A 20,275-nucleotide genomic window follows, 5' to 3' on the forward strand; every position below is an offset into this window, starting at 1 on the left:
CAATCCCATTACGTGACTTCTATGCCATCAATGGCTGTGAATTGGCGCCGTTAATTGCACAACGCAACACCGCATTGGGTAAAGTTGAATACCCTTCTCGACGTATTGTTTATGAAGCGCAGCTTCGCGATACTTTGCAAAATTGTATTGCGCTTATTGAACACGATGTTGACGAAAGTGAACATAATACTGTTAAATCTGGTTTAGAAAATGCGTTAATTCAAAAGCGTCTAAACTTCCCAATGACATGGGCTAACCTTATACAAAATAGTGACAGTATTCGCCTTGGTTTAAGTTTTGATCAACGTTTTGTTCAAGGTGACGAAACCGATGGATTTATTGAAACGACACAGGCATTACAATATTTACATAATATAAAAATAGGCAAATCTATTACTCATTCCGAGATTGAGCGCCACTTAGCACACATAGAACAGTTCAGATTACCAGCTCGGCTTTTTCGTACGACTCGATACTTAATGACTGGATTAACACATGTTAATGCGCTTCTAAAAGACCATAATAGTGATTTTATTTGTGCAACCGCTCATGATAAAAAACAAATAAGTATTTTTAAAAATGTAATGAGCCAATTTTTCATTCAAGAACTGCAACCCATTGCCAGTAGTACTAATCGATACGCACAGGTGTTATTGCCATTATTGACACAGCTAGTGGAAGATAAACATATCAACTCAGCAATGAAAGCATTTATCCAAAATGAAATGGATATTTATGACACTTATAAGCAGAAGTTTGCCGCGCATGTCAGTGAACTTCAAACACTGTTAAATCGATGTGGTTTACAACCCTCTGTGCAATAAATGGAACTGTTTGTCTGTAATGACAAAATGACTGCTGATTTTAATTTAGAATAAAAGGGAGAAATAGATATATAGAAATGGTCGAATCGGGCAGGATCGAACTGCCGACCTCCTCGATGTCAACGAGGCGCTCTCCCGCCTGAGCTACGATTCGACGGGTACTTCTTGGAAGTGGCGTGAATTATACGGATTAAGATCCGTGTGTCAAAGGCTTTTTATGAAAAAACAAAAGGTTTAATCCGCTGACTAATATTAGGATCTGAAGCCATCTCTAAAAATGTATCTCCTAACTTGTCAGTTTGTTTAAGTACCTCTGTCCAATATGCGATTCGGGTACTGGCATCCATCGTTTCAAAATCGGTACGATCAGGTATTTTGCTGTATGGTAGGCTATTCACAAATTGACGGCTAGGTACAAGCATCACGACATTATCATAACTGTTGATATGAGGAGTACGAGATTTAATTGACTTATCAAACCAACCAGGACTTGGCTTGGCATAAAAATGGGGATATAAAATTAACTTATCATTATATTGATGATGCTTGAACTGCATATCAAAATGATAATCCACTACCCCACCATCTCGATACATACCTTTGGGTGCACCGACAATATCTTTAACACCTTCCATTATGGCAGGAATTGAACCGGATGCAGTCAATGCTTGAATCAAGTTAGCTTTAGTTAATGTTTGATAGTCAGAAGGTAAAGCATATGGACAAAGAATTTCAAGCGGTGAGGTAGAAAAAACGACGCGGTCAAATGAACGCTTAAGAAAACGACGAGACCCATAATTCAGACCTGCAGATAATGCTAGACCGGGTATTTGAAGGCATTTAGATTCATATCGATTAAATCCTTTTGCACGAGCAACAATAAAATGTGCTTTCACTCTGGGGTTATTAATAATTTCATCAATTCCATTCTCTCCCATCATACTATCCATTATATCAATCACCGATTGGGTAATATCTTTGGGAGTGGGTTTGCCATCATAAACGGTATGAGAGTAATAGTGCGCTAAACGGTCGATAGCAGCACGAGGATCCGACTGAGCCATACATGCGGCTCTAAACGCACCCGCTGAACTTCCCACAACATTCAATTCATGTGATGTTGATGCAAAGAATTCAGGAATAAGAATACGATCTAAACCGGCTAATACAAACCATTTTGGCCCACCTGATGCACCTAATATCGTATCAAATAGTGCAGGTGATAAACCATGAGCCTTAATTTTGTTTAGCGCTGACGCACCTGCATATATATCTAACATCGGTATACTCTAGAAGTCATTGCTTTAATTATATAAAATTTCAAAAGTTATGTTGTCATTTTACAGTAAAAAAGATCAAACTTTTTATAAAAAAATAATTACTATCCACACAATTCATCCATCGTGAATGTGTGTCTGAATTAATTTTTAATCAATTATGCAATCTTCAATACCGGTAATATATTGGGTGAATGTAACGCCAAATAAAAAGATAAAATATCTACTTGAAAGAAACTAAAAAATTTGAATATCATAAGCCGCAGTGTCCACAAAAAACCAATCAACACCAGTAAAAGTAAGCATCCTAAAAAATCACAAACTATTCTAAAGTATATAATTTAAACATTCATGCTAGTAAAATAGACTAGTTTTGTGAAAATCCTGTGTGTCAACAAAGTTTTGAGCGCAAAAATTATACAAACCAATGACATCATTGATTATTCCCCTGATCGACAGATATAAAATTTTTGTGTCCACAAAGTTATCCACAGATTTAGTGGATAACTAATATGACCTAATTCATTAATACAATGAGTGTCAAATGAGATTATCATTTACATCCACATATCAAATATGATTACTGATGAATTGTTATCAAAAAGGTCCTAATCCCGCGTTATTTTACCCTTTTTTTCTGCTAGTATTATCATCATCTTGTGAAGTCACTTAAGAACTAGAATTATGTTAACGGTATATGGGATAAAAAATTGCGATACAATGAAAAAAGCGATGGCTTGGCTAACAGACCACAATATTGATTTTACGTTTCATGATTACCGAAAAGATGGAATTGATGAAGCTTGGTTATCAGCCCTTGTCCAACAAGTTGATATCAATGTATTAGTCAATAAACGCGGCACTACTTACCGTCAGCTCAGTGATGAACAAAAACAAAACTTGAATAGCGACACCATAGTCCCGTTATTACTCACACAACCAGCCATGATAAAACGGCCATTACTCATCCAAGATACACTGATTGAATTTGGTTTCAAAGCCGATCGGTATCACCAATTATTAATTAAATAAGCATACATATGAAAGATGTCATTACTTTTTGCCAAGCACTTATTCAAGAGCCATCCGTTACACCTGAAGACAAAGCCTGTCAGCCAATGATGGCCAAGCGGCTTGAGCCGCTTGGGTTTAGTATTGAAACGATGGTATTCCACGACACTACGAATATGTGGGCACGTAAAGGGACTGAAAGTCCCGTGTTTTGTTTCGCTGGTCATACTGATGTTGTGCCTACCGGACCTGAAGAAAAGTGGCAACATCCCCCCTTTGGTGCTGAAATTCACGATGGTTATATATGGGGCCGCGGGGCAGCCGATATGAAAGGTAGTTTAGCCGCTATGGTCATTGCCACTGAACAATTTGTCACTGATTACCCTAATCATAAAGGGTCAATTGCATATCTCATTACATCTGATGAAGAAGGACCATTTATCAACGGCACCACCAAAGTCATTGATACATTAGAAGCTCGAAATGAGAAAATTGATTATTGTGTCGTGGGTGAACCTTCTAGCACTTCAGTTGTGGGCGATGTTGTGAAGTATGGACGTCGAGGTTCATTGACAGGTGATTTAGTTGTTAAAGGTAAGCAAGGCCATGTCGCCTATCCTCATTTAGCTAAAAATCCGATTCATGATGTGGCTGCTGCCCTGGATGAATTAAGCAACACTCAGTGGGATGAAGGGAATGATGCTTTTCCAGCAAGCACCTTCCAAGTATCCAATATTCATGCCGGAACTGGCGCAGGAAATGTGATCCCTGGTGAGTGCCATATTTGCTTTAATTTCCGTTTTTGTACCGAGCAAACGTTTGCTAGTCTTCAATCCCGTGTCATTGAAATTTTAGATAAGCATCATTTAGATTATGACATTAATTGGACTTTTAATGGTTTACCATTTCTAACCGATTCAGGCACATTGGTTGATGCGACAGTAACCGCAATCAAGGAAGTGTCAGGCATTGATACTGAACTCTCTACTGCCGGTGGGACATCCGATGGTCGTTTTATTGCGCCAACAGGTGCTCAAGTCATTGAACTAGGCCCTATTAATGCGACTATCCACCAAATTGATGAACGTGTGAAAGCATCTGATTTAGAAACATTGGCTCAAATGTATTACCATATTTTAGTCAACACACTCACGGCAGAATAAACAACATGAATACAGTGATAGTGTGTGGCATAACCCAGGATCATGTGATCAATATTGGCACAATAGATCCTAATAATGGTTCAGATCGCCACTATCTACAATTTGAGGCAGCTCAAGCTTTTTTAACCATGCAACGTGCTGCGGCATTAGACGGTGTGGATTGCCAAATACTCAGTAGTTACCGAAGCTTTGCTCAGCAACAATCAATTTGGGATCGTAAATGGCATGGTCAATTACCGATCCTAGATAATAACGATGCAGTAATTAATCCAGGTACACTGAGTAATGAAGAAAAACTTCATGCTATTTTACGGTGGTCTGCATTACCTGGTACATCTAGACACCACTGGGGTACGGATTTTGATGTGGTTGATCGGCAAAGTATACTGAAAATCAATCATCCCCTTAAGCTCGTTGCCAGTGAATATGAGCCTGATGGGATATGTGGCGAATTAACGACATGGCTGAAAGCCAACGCTAGTCATTTTGGTTTTGAGCAACCCTATGCGCATGATAATGGGGGTATTGGCGTTGAACCATGGCATTATAGTTACACACCATTGGCGCATAAACTACAGCCTTATTTGACACTGGAATTACTCATTACCACGATACAAAATAGCGATATTGCAGGAAAAGAAACTGTGCTGATGCACTTACCCACTATTTTTGAGCGTTATTATCAATAATATCGATAAAGCACTCTCATACATTAGGCGATAATGATGTCCACCACGTTATTAATTATTGTAATCTTTGCGGCACTCGCATTTATTGCATCGAATATTATTACATTACAAAAATCAAAACGCTTTGATTTACCTGATTCCTATAAGGCTAGAAAAGCGGCAGAGGCGGCACATTTAGCAAAAAATAAGGAGAAAAACCCATCTCAAAGTCAGGCTAAAAGTACAGGCTATGAAAATGACTATGACAAAGAAGACGAACAAGAAAAGTGGTAACCGCTTGGTCATACTATTTTAATTATAGCCGTGCAGAGAACGCCATCTTCTTAGACATTGCGCTTCATGGTTACTTTTAACGTCAGGTTTATTTAAAAGATACTGCAGTACCGCTAATGCTGACTAAAAACATACCATTAGATTGCCCTAGTACTTCATAATCAATATCAATACCTACGACAGCATCAGCACCAATAACTCGAGCATCTTCTTCTAATTCTTGAAAAGCAATTTTACGGGCATTATTTAATTCATTTTCGTATGCGCCAGAGCGACCACCGACTAAGTCTCGCACCGATGCAAAAATATCTTTAACAAAATTAGCGCCGGTAATGGCTTCACCCACCACAATTCCGTGGTATTGGCCAATTTCTTTTCCTTCAACTGTCGGTGTCGTCGTTAAAATCATATTATATCCTGTAATAATGAATGATGTTTGATAGTTAAGATCACATCATGAGCTTCGCTCTGATTATAAGCTAATGGCTCACGTTGTCCCCATATGGGCTTTGGCCAAGCAATATCATGTTCAAAACGTGCTACATGATGAATATGTAACTGCCTGACCACATTACCTAACGCAGCTACATTTAGCGTTGTAGGTTGATAGATATCCATCAATAATCTGCTTAACACATTCGACTCAATATTAAATAACGCCTGTTGGCTGTCAGTTAATTCATGCAGTTCTGAGATATCATTTACACGTGGTACCAAAATACACCACGGGTATTGCTTATCGTTCATTAATAATAAATCAGATAACGGCAAATGTGCGATTAAAAATGTATCGGATTGTAAACGTACATCAAGTTTAAACATCGATAGTTAAATCCTTTATAGTCACAGGTACAACGGTTAAAAGAGCTCGCTGTCCGATGGCCACTTTCGCATTAGGAAATACAATAGCCTCATCATCTTGCTGAGCAATAAATTCGTTTATAGTCTGGCCTTGTTCATTACATTCACTTGCTAAAACTTCGCCCTGATTAAACGATGTGAAATTTGGAGTGTCATCTGAAAAATGTAACGAAAAATGTTGTTCGCTACGAATAATTGATTGATTGATGCGAAACAATACAGGGAGATTAGGTTGTTTAGCTCTTTGTTCGCTAACTTCTTCGGCAAAAGGCTGGGCTTGGTCAAGCGGAAGGATTAAACGAAACAATGCTGAGCGAGCTAATGAAAAATCAGCCATATTATTCTCACCAAATGGTTTCACTTTACCTAATTCAACAGTAAAACTATGGACCCCACAATCACGCGATGAAAAATAAGAGTATGTCGTCGTCGGCGATTCAGATAATAATACAGCATCAATGCCAGCTTGCGCTAACCATTCCAGCTGTGAAAATGAATACTTGTTTCCATGTTTAAAAGGATACACTGCAAACCGAGGATAAGCCGAATCGCGAATCGCGGTATGTAAATCGTAGTGAAAACAATGTGACTTGTCGTTAGCGTTAGCAAAAAAAGTTTGGGTGTAAAACTCAAGTTGCTGCGCACGTTTTCGCTCATCATTCGTTTGAGGTTCATGAGCACCTGTGAATAAACGGTTCATGTTCTCTTGCACAAACCGTTCAGCGATATCCATCGCAGGTAAATTAGCAAACTGCACCATCAAACGGGTATTGATAACAACAGTTTTACTCAATATTGCTTCGACGATCTCATCACAGATTTCAATGGGTGCTGTCTCATTACCGTGTACACCACATGAATATAGTACATGCCGACCAGCGCCTTGGCGATAACAAACCGGGATAAACTCAATAATGCCAGGTGCATGGACATGCACCTGAGTACCATTTGTCAGACTAAACACCTGAGGTTGTTGAAACTGTTCAGGTGCTTGTCTGGAGTAAGATAAAAAGTGTTTTCGTTCAACCGAAAAATCACTCATGCATAGACCTTAACGTTTAATTTAATAAATGTTATTTTACGCTACACTTTTCTAGTTGCCAAATACGTTCCACATAATCTTGAATAGAACGGTCAGAAGTGAATTTACCCATATTGGCTGTATTTAAAATGGCCATACGAGCCCAGTCACTTTGATCACGATATGCAGCATCCACACGTTCATGTGCTTTACTGTAACTATCATAATCGGCTAAACAAAGATATGGATCACCACCGTCTAACAAACTGTATTTAATCGAAGATAATGCACCAGGTTTACCCGGAGTAAAGTAATCCGTATCTAACCAATCGATAACCGCTTTTAATTCTGGATTATTATAATAATAATCATAAGGGTTATAACCTTGTGCCTGTAATGCATACACTTCATCTACTGTTAAACCAAAGATAAAGATATTCTCATCACCTACTTCTTCAGCTATTTCAATGTTCGCTCCATCTAGTGTCCCTATGGTCAACGCACCATTAAGCGATAACTTCATATTACCTGTACCTGAAGCTTCTTTACCCGCTGTTGATATTTGCTCAGATACATCAGCTGCAGGGATCATTTTCTCAGCAAGGGATACGCGATAGTTAGGTAAAAATACCACTTTCAACTTATGATTTACACGAGGATCATGATTAATCTTTTCCGCAACAGCATTAATAGCATAAATAATATCTTTCGCTAATTTATAACCCGGAGCTGCTTTGGCACCAAATATGAACACCCGTGGATGCATATCATAACTCGGGTTTTCTAGTAGACGACGATACAGGGCTAAGATATGTAATAAGTTTAAATGTTGACGCTTATATTCATGTAATCGTTTAATTTGAATATCAAAAATTGCCTTAGTATCAACATCAATACCCGTTAATGCTTTGATTTCTTGTGCGAGTAACTTTTTATTCGCTTGTTTAACTTTCATGAATTGTTTTTGAAAGGTTTTATTCTCAGCATGTTTCGCTAAGCCTGTTAGTTTATCGAGTTTTAAAGGCCAGTCAGTCCCTACTTTTTTATCAATCAAGGCTGATAATTCAGGGTTACATGCTTTTAACCAACGTCTTGGTGTAATACCGTTAGTGACATTCGTTAATTTACCTGGCCAAATAGTTTCAAACTCAGGGAATAAGTTTTCTTTAACAAGTTTAGAATGGATTTCTGCAACACCATTAACAGCAAATGAGCCAATAACAGATAAATTACCCATACGAACCATCTTTTCATCAGCTTCTTCAATGATAGATAGTTTAGCTTTCATTGCATTATCACCAGGCCAAACACGTTCCACCTCAGCTAAGAAGCGGTGATTTATTTCATAAATAATTTCAATATGACGCGGTAAAATCTTCTCAATCATACGTACTGGCCACTTTTCTAAAGCTTCAGGTAATAACGTATGATTCGTGTATGCAAATACTTTCGAACTGATATCCCAAGCACTATCCCAATCAAGTTCTGCTCGATCAACTAAAATACGCATCAACTCAGGGATGGCAATGGCTGGGTGAGTATCATTTAATTGAATAACGACTTGTTCAACGAATCGACTCCAATCATGACCATGGGCACGCTTGTAACGACGAATGATATCTTTAAGCGAACAGGCACAGAAAAAATATTGTTGGATTAGACGAAGCTCTTTCCCTGCTTCAGTTTCATCATTCGGGTATAACACTTTTGAAATAGTTTCAGCTTGAACATTTTCGCGTTGAGCATCGACATACCCGCCAGCATTGAATACATCCCAATTAAAATAATCAGACGCTTCAGATTGCCATAGACGTAACACGTTAACGGTTTTACCTTCATACCCTACCACCGGGATATCCCAAGGCACACCTTTAACAATCATGTTTGGATGCCATTCTTTTTGAATCGCACCATTTTCACCATATTTGGTTTCCACATAGCCATAAAGTGGAATTTCTTGTATAGATTCCGGACGACACATTTCCCATGGGTTGCCATAATCACGCCAACTATCTGGACGTTCAATTTGCTCCCCATTTCGGATTTCTTGGCGAAATAAACCATGTTCATAATGTAAACCATAGCCGATTGCAGGCATTTCCAACGTAGCTAATGAATCAATGTAACAGGCAGCTAACCGCCCTAGCCCACCATTACCCAGTGCCATATCAGGTTCTTCTTCTAACACATCGGTCAAATTCACGCCTAATTCTTTTAATGCGTCTTGGGCTTGTTCAAAAACACCGAAATTATGCATATTATTAGATAATAATCGGCCCATTAAAAACTCTGCAGAAAAATAATGTACCGCCCGGGTGTCATTAAGATAATGGGTTTTTTGGGTTTTGCGAAGACCTTCTAATACCAGCTCTTGCATTGCTGCACTGGTAGCTTTCCACCAAGCATGGTTATCGGCTTTATTTTCATCAGTTCCCAAGGTGCTATGAAGATGACGGACAACAGCGTCTTTAAATTGTTGTTTAGATAAAATAGGGTTTGTCGATGACATATAAAATTCTCTAGATAAAAGTAAGGATAAAGATAACTTTACTTAATATAGCAAGCCTGGAGGGAACTTTATGTTAAATAAATGTTAAAAATAGATAAAAGAGACTGAATTCGTATGCATTTACACTATATTTTACATTTATTTAACATTTTAACTGAATTTCAGTTAACTTTAGCTGATAACACCATCAACTAATGCTTGAGCATCATGTAATAATGCATCTAAATGTGCTGTCGAGATGAAACTCTCTGCATAAATTTTATACACATTTTCAGTACCAGATGGCCGTGCAGCAAACCAACCATTTTCAGTGGATACTTTTAAACCGCCTATTGCCGCGCCATTACCTGGGGCATGCGTCTGTTTATTTATAATTAACTCACCAGCAATCCTATCGGCGATTACCGCATCAGCAGTAATTTTTGATAACGCTTGTTTTTGGGGCAAAGTGGTTGCCACATCTATACGCTTGTAATGTGGTGTACCAAATTTCTCGGTGAGTTGAAGATAACGTTGGGCAGGATCAACCCCTGTCACCGCAGTCATTTCGGCGGCTAGTAAACATAAAATAAAACCATCTTTATCCGTCGCCCACGGTGTACCGTTTAAACGTAAAAAGATCCCGCCAGCACTTTCTTCACCAGCAAAGCCAATACATTGGTTCAATAACCCTTGGACAAACCATTTGAAGCCTACAGGCATTTCTGCAAGTTCACGGCCATTATCCTTCACAACACGATCTATCATCGAACTAGATACTAACGTTTTACCTATTTGTAAGCTTGGTAACCACTGAGGACGGTAATTAAGCACATAATCAATCGCGACTGCTAAATAATGATTAGGGTTCATTAAACCTAGAGGTGTCACAATGCCATGTCGATCAAAATCAGCATCATTACCAAAAGCGAGCGCAAACTTGTCCTTATGGGCGAGCAAACCTGCCATCGCATAAGGTGATGAGCAATCCATACGAATTTGACCATCTTTATCCAATGACATGAAACTAAATCGTTGGTCAATTGCATGATTGACAACTTCTATATCTAAATTATATTGCTGTGCAATCATCGACCAATAACGCGTACCTGCACCACCTAAAGGATCAGCACCTATTTTAATCTTACTTTTAGCAATGGCTTGCATATCGATAACGTTGGCTAAATCATTAATGTAAGCTGGAGCAAAATCAACTTCAGTTAAATATTCACTGTCAAAAGCGGCATCGATAGTTAATCGATTAACAGCGGTACTACCTGTCAATAAAATTTCATTGGCACGAGCCTGGATCGCACTTGTCGCATCCGTGTCAGCTGGACCGCCATGAATCGCATTATATTTAAAACCACCGTCTTGTGGTGGGTTATGTGAAGGTGTAATAACAACACCGTCGGCTTGATCAGAATGAGTCGCGTTATAACTCAAGATAGCATGAGAAATGACAGGTGTAGGTGTGTAATCACGATCTGCTTGAATCACAACATGAATGCCGTTAGCACATAATACTTGGATTGTCGTTGTTAAAGCTGCCTCCGATAATGCGTGAGTATCCATCCCTACATAACAAGGACCGGTAATATTCTCAGCATGACGATATTCAGCCAGTGCTTGCGCAATAGCAGCTATATGCGCCTCATTAAATGAACGATTGAATGCACAACCGCGATGACCAGATGTGCCAAACGTGACAGCTTGCTCTGGGATATTTACATCAGGGGTTAAGGTGTAATAGTCCGATATGAGTTTCGCAACATTAATTAAATCAGATTGTTGAGCAATTTGACCTGCACGTTCATGTAGCGCCATTGACACATCCTTTTGGTATTTATTAAATATAAGTTCAATTTATTGTAAGCATTATTCAACGATTTTTCATCTCATATTTAGGACATAAAATCATTAAATCATAGGCAATAAAAAACCCACTCAAGGAGTGGGCTCTTAAAGCAATGCGATAAAACTAACTAATTACTTAGCAGCTTTACGTGCGCGAGCTTCTTCCATTACGCCTTCTGCAACATTTGCAGGACACTGGTTGTAGTGTGAGAACTCCATAGAGAACTGACCACGACCAGACGTCATTGTACGTAATTGACCAATGTAACCAAACATTTCTGATAATGGTACGTCTGCTTTAATGCGTACACCAGTTACGCCAGCTTCTTGGTCTTTAATCATACCACGACGACGGTTAAGATCACCGATAACATCACCAACGTGATCATCAGGTGTAAATACGTCAACTTTCATGATTGGCTCAATCAGTTGTGGAGATGCTTTAGGAATAGACTGACGGAACGCACCTTTCGCTGCGATTTCGAATGCTACTGCTGATGAATCGACTGCGTGGAAACCACCGTCAAATAATTCAACTTCAACGTCAAGCACTGGGTAGCCGGCAAGTACACCTTCATCCATCATTGACTTAAAGCCTTTTTCGATGGCTGGGAAGAATTCTTTAGGTACGTTACCGCCAACAACCGTTGATTTGAACGTGAAACCAGAGTTTGCTTCACCAGGACGGATGCGGTAATCAATTTTACCGAACTGACCAGAACCACCAGATTGTTTCTTGTGCGTGTAAGAATCTTCAACATCCGCAGTGATCGTTTCACGATATGCTACTTGAGGTTGACCTACTTCTAGCTCTACGCCATAAGTACGCTTCAAGATATCTACCTTGATGTCTAAGTGTAATTCACCCATACCTTTAAGGATGGTTTCACCTGAATCTTCATCAGTTTCAACTTGGAAAGAAGGATCTTCTGCAACCATTTTACCAATCGCGATACCCATCTTCTCAGTAGAACCTTTATCTTTAGGAGATACTGCGATAGAGATTACTGGCTCAGGGAAAATCATTGGCTCTAGAGTACATTCGTGCTTAGGATCACATAATGTGTGACCTGTTTGTACGTTCTTCATGCCTACAACAGCGATGATGTCACCGGCACGTGCTGTGGATATTTCAGTACGGTCATCGGCGTGCATTTCAACCATACGGCCGATACGCTCAGTTTTGCCAGTAGCAGAATTAAGGATAGTGTCACCTTTATTTAATGTACCTGAGTAGATACGAATGAAGGTTAATGCACCGAAACGGTCATCCATAATTTTAAATGCTAATGCACGTAATGGCTCATTCACGTCAACTAACGCAACTTCACCGGTCGGTTCACCAGTTTCAGGGTCAGTTAGTGGCTGAGGATCAACTTCTGTTGGGCTTGGTAAATAATCAACAACCGCGTCAAGTACGTTTTGAACACCTTTGTTTTTGAATGCCGAACCACAATAAGTAGGGAAGAAATCAAGTTTACGAGTACCTTCACGGATACAATGTTTGATTTGTTCGATAGTCGGCATTTCACCGTCCATGTAAGCCATCATTAGGTCATCGTCTTGCTCAACAGCAGTTTCGATTAACATCTCATGATACTCTTCTACTTTATCGACCATATCCGCTGGGACATCAGTGATTTCGTAGTTTTCAGGAAGACCAGTGTCATCCCAGATGTATGCTTTCTTCTCAAGTACGTCCACAACACCAACAAAATCATCTTCGATACCGATTGGTAATGTCATGACTAGTGGGTTAGCAGCAAGTACGTTTTTAACTTGGCCAACAACACGGTAAAAATCTGCACCCATACGGTCAAGTTTGTTAACGAAGATAACACGAGCAACTTCAGATTCGTTAGCATAACGCCAGTTAGTTTCAGATTGTGGCTCAACACCGCCTGAACCACAGAATACACCAACACCACCATCAAGTACTTTCAATGAACGATAAACTTCAACAGTGAAGTCAACGTGTCCAGGAGTATCGATGATGTTCATGCGATGGTCTTTCCAGAAACATGTCGTCGCAGCAGACTGGATAGTAATACCGCGCTCAGCTTCTTGTTCCATGAAATCGGTTGTCGCTTCACCATCGTGAACTTCACCAGACTTATGGATTTTACCGGTTAATTTTAAGATACGTTCTGTTGTGGTCGTTTTACCCGCGTCAACGTGGGCGAAAATACCAATATTTCTGTAGTGTGCTAAATCAGACATAGTTCCACTTATTTAATTTGTTCATAAAAAAATCGGGCGGATTATATAGGATCTTGGGGGTCTTTTGATACCTTTTTTTAGTATATTCATAAATAAACTGCAAAAAAGTCTTTAATTAGTAAAAAAATTATCACTTTTTAGTCATTTCTTAAAATACATACGGTAACTTCATCACGGTTATGATAAAGATGCTTTGCTTGCCAAGAAAAATTAATTCCTGCCGCTTTTAATTGTGAAATAATATTAGTTTTGGCTTCATTCATTGCAACAAAGCGTTGTTTCATAGGCAACTTAAGATTAAAGATCGCATGTTGTGCCCACCCCTTAACTAACCATTGTGTCATGAGCTGAGCAACACGATCTGGTTGTTCAATCATGTCACATACTAACCAGTTCACTTTTCCGTATTGGGGTTGGTATTTAAAACCATCCGCAGCGAAGTAGTCTACTAAGCCTGTCGCCATTAGTTTATCGTCCATTGCACCATTATCAATTGCTTCTACCTGAACGCCACGACTAACTAACTGATAAGTCCATCCACCTGGACAAGCTCCTAAATCGACAGCACTTACATCACCATTAAAATAATGCTGCTGTTCAGCTTTAGGAATAAATGTTTGAATCGCTTCTTCAAGTTTTAACGTTGAGCGAGATGGCGCATCACTAGGAAACTTTAATCGATATATACCGTTTTCATGAACACTGCGATTGCCAGGTAAACTCACTCCTAAATGAATACAGCTACCATGCTCAAAAAAAGCATGTAAGGTCATACCAACTAATGCTTGCTTAGTCTTACGTTGCACCAGCCATTGATGTGAACGTAAATGTTGACGAAATGGGACACTAAATTTACGACAAAACTTTGCTAACTCTTTACCATCTTCTGTGTCCGCCGATTCTACTACAGCGGTTTGCGCCATAAATTCTTTCGATAAATGAGTATCGCAAGCTTCATGAATCTGGGTTAAACGGTCATTGCGGTTTAGATTAGGAATATGAGCAAACACCCCAATCATTTGTCGGGCAAACATTAACTCATCAAAACGAACAGCCTCATTAACGCGCTGAATATTTTCTGGGGAATAAAATGCAAAATAAACAAACCCCGTGTGTGGTAAGACTTTGGCAAAACCAAAAATTTGATGGAGCGCGCAAATAGCCTCAATCTCTTGAGCCATATTTGCTTCATAACCGCTGCGGCAATAGCATAATAGACCACAAAGAGATAAATTAAACTCAATCACATGATGTTGAGGGGATGAAATAGTCATATTAATGAGCCTCGCCTTTTATACATTTGATTAATACTAATAAGCTCATTAACACCCATGTGCCAATCAATATTAAACCACCATACATAGTTAAAAATGATAGTGCGCTAAACGAAGCAAGGTACTTCAAAAAAATAGTACCACTGAATAAGCTAATACCAACTATAAACAATGCTTGTATGATAAGAATCCAACGTTCTAATAGACGTTCTCGTGATACGTAGCTCAGTGCACCTAACCCCATAACCACTAACACGTGATATTGCTGTACGGTTAACGCAAAATTTAGGGAACGAAGGGCTTGTTCTGTGAAATGACTCATATGTGCCAAGGCAGCCTGCAATCCAACACCAACACCGGCTATCAACACACATAAAGCTGTTAAACTTAGCGATAAGCGTAAATATGAACTCATATGGGGACTCTAGGAAAAAGTTATGTTGCAACAAATAAGGCGATTGCTTCTGCAACCTCGTTTAGATTATCAATGATATCACGACCTGATGATTTTCGTGGGGTAAAACTATGATCCCCATCCATCATATATTTGAGATGAATATTAGCAGGAATGGTATAAGTATATATTTCCGACTTATTACCAAAAGCATCACGATCTCCTTGGCAAATAAGAACCGGTAATACACTCGCTTGAAGCACCTCTAATCTGAGCTTTTCAGGTTTACCAACTGGATGAAAAGGATAACCTAACGCGATAACGCCATCGATATGATTGATGTGAGCTACATCGTTTGCGACATGACAAGCCACTCTACCTCCCATTGATTTGCCGCCAATCCATAATTGATCTGAACCAATAATCTCACGGACAGAGTTGAGCAACGCAGTATATTCGTTTTCTAATATAGGTAAGCGTGGTGGTGGTCGTCTTTTTTTCTCTGACAATACTTGCACCATATAAGCAAAATCAAACGTCCATACATGGAAGCCTTTTCTGATTAACAGAGGAATAAGTTGTGTGAAAAATGTATGGGAAGTACTTGCCCCAGCACCATGAGTGAATAATAGGTGGACTTTGGAAGGAGTTTCACTACTGTAGTGTTTGAGGTGATGCTGTTCGATTAACTCCGAATTAATATTATACATAATCTTCGTTTTCAACTTGACTGAGAAGCCACTCACGAAACAAGGTAATTTTTTCTTGTTCATGATGTGCTATTTCACTGACAATGTAAAAACCATCTTTTGACTCTACACGCTCAGAAAATGGACAGATTAAACGCCCTGAATCGATGTCTGGTTTTGCTAACATGGTATTTGCTAGAGCAACCCCCTGCCCCAATGCAGCGGCTTGTAATACCAGCATCGAGTGAGAAAACATCGGCCCTTGATTCACATTCACGTTAGTCATATTGAATTGCTTTAACCACTGCTTCCAATTTTCGCGTGAAGAATCATGTAATAGGATATGCTCAGACAAATCTGCCAAACTATTTAGGGGTTTATTAGATGTAAAGAGCATGGGTGAACACACTGGAGTTAAGTATTCTTTATGCAATTGCTCACTGTGTAATCCACTCCAACGACCTCTACCATAATAAATCGCAATATCAATACTTTCATCCAAAAACCCTTCATCAAAATCAACGGCTTTGATGCGCACATCAATATCAGGATAAGCTACCGAGAATTGACTAATACGTGGCACTAACCATTGCGCCGCAAAACTAGGTTGCATAGCAACGGTAATCGACCCTTTTGCGCCGCGCGTTAACAATCGTTCAGTCGCATCATTAATGTGCTGAAAAATATCTTTGATTTCAAAATAGTATGCTTGTCCATCTTCAGTTAACAAAAGATTACGATTTTTACGTAAAAACAATTTAATTGACAAGAATTCTTCTAATAACTTTATTTGATGACTCACTGCAGCTTGAGTAACAAATAGTTCATCTGCGGCTTTAGTAAAGCTCAGATGCCTTGCTGCAACTTCAAACGCTCTCAGCGCATTCAGTGGAGGTGTTCTTTTCATAAGGAAGATCGTCTAATTAATAAAGTCACAACGCTATGTAAAAAATACGCTCACTACCAATGCAGTGAGCAAATAGCATCGTTATAAAGCGCTAGTATCTAACGGCGGGAAGGATTTAACAAGTTCGTCTATCGCTTTCATTTGCGTGAGATAAGGCGCTAACTTATCTAATGCTAAAGCGCATGGGCCATCACATTTGGCTTCGTTCGGGTTAGGATGGGCCTCGATAAACAAACCTGCTATGCCAAGTGCCATTCCGCTCCGGGCAAGTTGTGCAGCTTGCGCACGACGACCATCTGCAGATGATTCTCTACCACCGGGTTTTTGTAACGCATGGGTCGCATCAAAAATCACTGGCGCTTGAGTTTTCATTTCATCCATCGCAAGCATATCGACAACTAAGTTATTATAGCCATAACACGAACCACGTTCACAGAGTAATATTTGTTCGTTACCTGCCTCGGCAAATTTATTGATGATATGACGCATTTCGTGAGCGGCAAGAAACTGAGGCTTTTTGACATTAATGACAGCCCCTGTTTTAGCCATCGCAACAACCAAATCAGTTTGCCGAGCCAAAAAGGCGGGTAGTTGAATAACATCGACTACTTCCGCAACAGGCTGCGCTTGATACGGTTCATGCACATCGGTGATAATGGGTACATTAAAGGTCGCTTTTATTTCTTCAAAAATCTTTAAACCTTCATCCATACCCGGTCCACGATATGAACTTACTGATGAACGGTTTGCTTTATCAAATGACGCTTTGAATACGTAACCTATACCCAGTTTTTCGGTAACCCGTTGATATTCTTCGGCAATTCGCATTGCAAGATCACGTGATTCAAGCACGTTCATCCCACCAAATAAAACAAATGGCGCATCATTTGCCACATTAAGATCACCAATTTGACAAGCTGATATCGTCATGAAAAGTTCCTACATAAAAATTAAAATAAGGGCATTTTGCTAAAGGCAACTTTCGCCGTTAAGCCTAACCAAGCTACCGCACCAAGAAATGCAAACACACGCATGGCATTAGTTCGAGCCCACTTCACGGCTAGTACCGCTAATAAAATATACGCGACTAATCCAATCAGTTTACTGGTCACCCAATCATGAACAAATGGGTATTGTGCTAAAATGACACACAGGCTGATTGCCGTCACAATCAAGACAGTATGAATAATATGTGGTAATACTTTAAGCCATTTCGCGTCTTTCATTTTCGTATCAAAAATATGTGCGATAACTTGTAAGGTTAAAAATAATAAGGACAACGCTACAGCGGTTAGATGGAGATGTTTAAGACCTTCGTACATAATGTATTTCCTATTAATGTTGTTGTTAATTTATATAGGGTTAGATGAAGTACAGTGTTCACCTAAAGTGATCCGATGTTGCCCCGCATAATCACATAAAGTAGTTACGTTGGTAAACCCATTTTGTGTCATTAATTGACGTATTTCAGTGCCTTGGGTGTGTCCATGCTCTAAAATCACTAGCCCATTTTCATTTAGATAGTGTTTTGCTTCCGATACAATCCTGATAATATCAGCTAACCCATTCTCTGCAGCAGTAAGCGCTGAATTAGGTTCAAAACGAATGTCTCCTTTAGCCAAATAAGGACTATCAGGCTCAACATAAGGTGGATTAGATACGATCACATCAAAGCGTCCATCAACATGACTAAACCAGTCACTTTGTTTGAACGAAATATTGCTTTTAGGCGCTAAATTTTGCGCATTTTGTTGAGCTAGCATGACAGCTTCTGGCACAAAATCAACGCCGAGCACTTCCAATTCAGGTCTCTGTAAGATAATCGATAATGCAATGGCACCAGTACCTGTACCTAAATCTAATACACGTTTAATATAAGGTTTGGCGATTACCAGATCGACGCATTGTTCGGTTTCAGGACGCGGAATGAGAGTCACTGGTGAAACAGCAAAATCATATCCATAAAAATTTTGATAGCCTAAAATGTAGGCAATTGGCTTCCCTGTTTGACGCTGTTCAATGAAGTGTAAAAATTCAGTTTGCTGCGTTGAAGATAACACTTTATCAGGCCAGGTATGCAGGTAAGCCCTATTACAATCTAATACTGCACATAATAAACATTGCGCATCAATTTTAGCGTCAGCAAACGGATCATCAGCAATGACGCATTGCTCAGTACCAATTTGTAAGGCTTGAGCAATACTTAACATCATTAGTCTTCAGATAATGCAGCAAGCATATCAGCTTGGTGCTCTTGACGGATCGGTTCGAGTAATGCATCTACATCCCCAGCGACAACATCATCAAGCTTATATAATGTTAAATTAATACGATGATCAGTCACTCGACCTTGCGGGTAGTTATAGGTGCGGATTCGTTCTGAACGATCACCACTTCCCACCAGCGATTTACGGGTTGACGCTTCTTCAGCATCGCGCTTTTCTTTTTCAATATTATTTAATCGTGATTGTAATACCGACATCGCTTTTGCCCGGTTTTTATGCTGAGAACGCTCATCCTGACATTCAACCACGACACCACTTGGAATATGTGTGATACGGATTGCTGAATCCGTTTTGTTGACGTGCTGACCACCTGCGCCCGAAGCGCGAAAGGTATCGACTCGTAAGTCAGCCGGATTAATATCAATAGCTTCAGATTCTGCGACTTCTGCTAATACTGCTACGGTGCAGGCAGAGGTGTGGATCCGCCCCTGACTTTCTGTCTCTGGTACTCGTTGAACACGGTGACCACCTGATTCAAATTTCATTACGCCATAAGCGCCATCGCCAATGATATTTGCGATTACTTCTTTATAACCACCATGCTCACCTTCATTGGCAGAGACTAAATCTACACGCCAACCTTTGGTTTCTGCATAACGTGAATACATGCGATATAAGTCGCCAGCAAAAATTGCTGCCTCATCACCGCCAGCACCCGCACGGATTTCTAAGAAACAGTTACTGTCGTCTTGTGGATCACGAGGTAATAAAAGAATTTGCAAAGCTTGTTCGAGTGTTTCAATGCTTGCTTTAGCTGCTTTTATTTCTTCCTGTGCCATTTCGCGCATTTCAGCATCATCTTCTTGCATCATCTCATTGGCAGATGCTAAGTCTTCTTGTGCGCCTTGGTAATCACGAAAACTTTTAACGACATCTTCAAGCTGCGCATATTCTTTAGACAATGAACGGAAACGGTTTTGATCACCGATTACATCGGGATCGCCTAATAAAGCTTGCACTTCTTCAAAGCGTTCAACAAGTGTTTCGAGTTTTTGTACGACAGACGGTTTCATGAGTTTCCAAACAATAGTAGGTTATGCGC

Annotated in this window: 20 protein-coding genes and 1 tRNA gene; 5 read left to right on the forward strand and 16 right to left on the reverse strand. The window is 39.7% G+C overall.

Going from position 1 to position 20,275, the window contains the following annotated elements:
- A partial coding sequence (locus tag G2999_RS11515) for a DUF3080 family protein (RefSeq protein ID WP_010177822.1) occupies positions 1-824 on the forward strand: 824 nt, incomplete at its 5' end.
- Between the two features lie 78 nt (positions 825-902).
- On the opposite strand, the gene G2999_RS00980 is transcribed toward G2999_RS11515, so the two are convergent.
- Together G2999_RS00980 and G2999_RS00985 are read right to left on the reverse strand one after the other, a co-directional pair.
- Positions 903-978, reverse strand: a tRNA-Val gene (locus G2999_RS00980).
- Positions 979-1,039: 61 nt separating this feature from the next.
- Complete coding sequence (locus G2999_RS00985) at positions 1,040-2,110, reverse strand: patatin-like phospholipase family protein (protein ID WP_029257307.1); 1,071 nt, start codon at positions 2,108-2,110, stop codon at positions 1,040-1,042.
- A gap of 675 nt (positions 2,111-2,785) precedes the next feature.
- Between G2999_RS00985 and G2999_RS00990 the strand changes: the two genes are divergently transcribed.
- From G2999_RS00990 to G2999_RS01005, 4 genes are read left to right on the forward strand one after another with little or no spacing between them, the layout of a single operon-like run.
- Positions 2,786-3,133: an ArsC family reductase gene (locus G2999_RS00990; RefSeq protein WP_010177827.1), complete on the forward strand. Its 348-nt coding sequence runs from the start codon at positions 2,786-2,788 to the stop codon at positions 3,131-3,133.
- 8 nt (positions 3,134-3,141) lie between these two features.
- Positions 3,142-4,275 carry a succinyl-diaminopimelate desuccinylase gene (gene dapE, locus G2999_RS00995; protein ID WP_010177829.1) on the forward strand — a complete coding sequence of 378 codons (1,134 nt, stop codon included), beginning with the start codon at positions 3,142-3,144 and terminating at the stop codon, positions 4,273-4,275.
- Positions 4,276-4,280: 5 nt separating this feature from the next.
- A complete protein-coding gene (locus tag G2999_RS01000; protein ID WP_010177832.1) occupies positions 4,281-4,964 on the forward strand; it encodes a M15 family metallopeptidase in 684 nt (227 codons plus the stop codon).
- A gap of 36 nt (positions 4,965-5,000) precedes the next feature.
- On the forward strand, positions 5,001-5,237 hold the full coding sequence (locus tag G2999_RS01005; RefSeq protein ID WP_010177834.1) for a DUF2897 family protein: 237 nt from the start codon (positions 5,001-5,003) through the stop codon (positions 5,235-5,237).
- Positions 5,238-5,325: 88 nt separating this feature from the next.
- On the opposite strand, the gene G2999_RS01010 is transcribed toward G2999_RS01005, so the two are convergent.
- The 14 genes from G2999_RS01010 to prfA all read right to left on the reverse strand — a co-directional run bounded on the left by G2999_RS01010 (position 5,326) and on the right by prfA (position 20,246).
- Entirely contained in the window at positions 5,326-5,646 is a 321-nt protein-coding gene (locus G2999_RS01010; RefSeq protein WP_010177836.1) for a heavy metal-binding domain-containing protein, read from the reverse strand.
- The gene (locus G2999_RS01015; RefSeq protein WP_010177838.1) at positions 5,643-6,059 is read right to left on the reverse strand and encodes an HIT domain-containing protein; all 417 of its coding nucleotides are present in this window, start codon (positions 6,057-6,059) and stop codon (positions 5,643-5,645) included. Before G2999_RS01015 ends, G2999_RS01010 begins: the two co-directional genes overlap by 4 nt.
- Positions 6,052-7,140 carry a succinylglutamate desuccinylase gene (gene astE, locus G2999_RS01020; protein WP_010177841.1) on the reverse strand — a complete coding sequence of 363 codons (1,089 nt, stop codon included), beginning with the start codon at positions 7,138-7,140 and terminating at the stop codon, positions 6,052-6,054. The genes G2999_RS01015 and astE overlap by 8 nt, the downstream gene beginning before the upstream one ends.
- 31 nt (positions 7,141-7,171) lie before the next feature.
- Positions 7,172-9,628, reverse strand: a complete 2,457-nt coding sequence (locus tag G2999_RS01025; protein WP_010177844.1) for a glycogen/starch/alpha-glucan phosphorylase — start codon at positions 9,626-9,628, stop codon at positions 7,172-7,174.
- Between the two features lie 171 nt (positions 9,629-9,799).
- Complete coding sequence (gene pgm / locus G2999_RS01030) at positions 9,800-11,434, reverse strand: phosphoglucomutase (alpha-D-glucose-1,6-bisphosphate-dependent) (RefSeq protein ID WP_010177846.1); 1,635 nt, start codon at positions 11,432-11,434, stop codon at positions 9,800-9,802.
- A 162-nt stretch (positions 11,435-11,596) separates the two neighbouring features.
- Positions 11,597-13,684 (reverse strand): elongation factor G, encoded by a 2,088-nt coding sequence (gene fusA, locus G2999_RS01035; RefSeq protein WP_010177848.1) that lies wholly within the window; start codon positions 13,682-13,684, stop codon positions 11,597-11,599.
- Positions 13,685-13,821: 137 nt separating this feature from the next.
- A complete protein-coding gene (gene rlmM, locus G2999_RS01040; protein ID WP_010177850.1) occupies positions 13,822-14,958 on the reverse strand; it encodes a 23S rRNA (cytidine(2498)-2'-O)-methyltransferase RlmM in 1,137 nt (378 codons plus the stop codon).
- A gap of 1 nt (position 14,959) precedes the next feature.
- Positions 14,960-15,373, reverse strand: a complete 414-nt coding sequence (locus tag G2999_RS11520; protein WP_010177852.1) for a DUF423 domain-containing protein — start codon at positions 15,371-15,373, stop codon at positions 14,960-14,962.
- Between the two features lie 20 nt (positions 15,374-15,393).
- Positions 15,394-16,062, reverse strand: a complete 669-nt coding sequence (locus G2999_RS01050) for an alpha/beta fold hydrolase (protein ID WP_010177854.1) — start codon at positions 16,060-16,062, stop codon at positions 15,394-15,396.
- Positions 16,055-16,948 (reverse strand): transcriptional regulator GcvA, encoded by an 894-nt coding sequence (locus G2999_RS01055; RefSeq protein WP_010177857.1) that lies wholly within the window; start codon positions 16,946-16,948, stop codon positions 16,055-16,057. Before G2999_RS01055 ends, G2999_RS01050 begins: the two co-directional genes overlap by 8 nt.
- An 81-nt stretch (positions 16,949-17,029) precedes the next feature.
- Positions 17,030-17,878 (reverse strand): 3-deoxy-8-phosphooctulonate synthase, encoded by an 849-nt coding sequence (kdsA, locus tag G2999_RS01060; RefSeq protein WP_010177859.1) that lies wholly within the window; start codon positions 17,876-17,878, stop codon positions 17,030-17,032.
- Between the two features lie 20 nt (positions 17,879-17,898).
- A complete protein-coding gene (locus tag G2999_RS01065) occupies positions 17,899-18,270 on the reverse strand; it encodes a SirB2 family protein (protein WP_010177861.1) in 372 nt (123 codons plus the stop codon).
- 30 nt (positions 18,271-18,300) lie between these two features.
- Positions 18,301-19,161: a peptide chain release factor N(5)-glutamine methyltransferase gene (prmC, locus tag G2999_RS01070; protein ID WP_010177863.1), complete on the reverse strand. Its 861-nt coding sequence runs from the start codon at positions 19,159-19,161 to the stop codon at positions 18,301-18,303.
- Positions 19,161-20,246 carry a peptide chain release factor 1 gene (prfA, locus tag G2999_RS01075; RefSeq protein ID WP_010177865.1) on the reverse strand — a complete coding sequence of 362 codons (1,086 nt, stop codon included), beginning with the start codon at positions 20,244-20,246 and terminating at the stop codon, positions 19,161-19,163. The genes prmC and prfA overlap by 1 nt, the downstream gene beginning before the upstream one ends.
- Between the last annotated feature and the right edge of the window lie 29 nt (positions 20,247-20,275).

Source organism: Glaciecola sp. HTCC2999 (assembly GCF_000155775.1).
Classification (GTDB): Bacteria; Pseudomonadota; Gammaproteobacteria; order Enterobacterales; family Alteromonadaceae; genus Opacimonas.